This is a genomic window from Bartonella sp. AP36NXGY, from assembly GCF_042195865.1.
In the GTDB taxonomy this organism is placed as follows: domain Bacteria; phylum Pseudomonadota; class Alphaproteobacteria; order Rhizobiales; family Rhizobiaceae; genus Bartonella.
In genome coordinates this window covers 1-691 of record NZ_JBHIPD010000136.1, presented here as the reverse complement: position 1 = coordinate 691, position 691 = coordinate 1, and the positions used below count along the sequence as shown (strand labels likewise).

The following is a 691-nucleotide window of genomic DNA, read 5'->3' as shown; positions in this document are numbered from 1 at the left end:
AATCTGAGGCGGATACTCCATTGGTAACCCCACCCTTTCACGATTCTTCACCCTACACTTTATTCTACCCTTCATTATTACCGCCCTTACAACAGTCCATCTACTGTTTCTACACGAAACAGGATCAAACAACCCCTGCGGAATCTCATCAGACTCAGACAAAATCACCTTCCACCCCTACTACACAATCAAAGATATCCTAGGCCTAATCCTCCTCCTTTTCATCCTAACAACACTAACACTACTTTCACCCGACCTCCTAAACGACCCGGACAACTACACCCCAGCCGACCCACTAAATACCCCTCCACACATCAAACCAGAATGGTACTTCCTATTTGCATACGCAATTCTACGATCCGTTCCTAATAAACTAGGAGGCGTACTAGCGCTCTTCCTATCAATCTTCATCTTATCTATCATCCCCATACTTCACAACTCCAAACAGCAAAGCATAATATTCCGCCCACTTAGCCAATTCCTGTTCTGACTCCTAATTACAACCCTACTAACCCTCACCTGGATCGGAAGCCAACCAGTAAATCAACCCTTCATTCTCATTGGTCAACTAGCATCCATAACATACTTCATCACAATTCTAATCCTAATACCACTAACCTCCTTGATCGAGAACAATCTACTCAAATGAACTTAAAAAAAAAAAAAAAAAAAAAAAAAAAAAAAAAAAAAA

Annotated in this window: 1 pseudogene; it reads left to right on the top strand. The window is 41.2% G+C overall.

The features are described from left to right. The first annotated feature begins 19 nt into the window (after positions 1 to 19). Positions 20 to 649: pseudogene (locus ACFINX_RS10315) on the top strand (cytochrome b N-terminal domain-containing protein). The last annotated feature ends 42 nt before the right edge of the window (positions 650 to 691 follow it).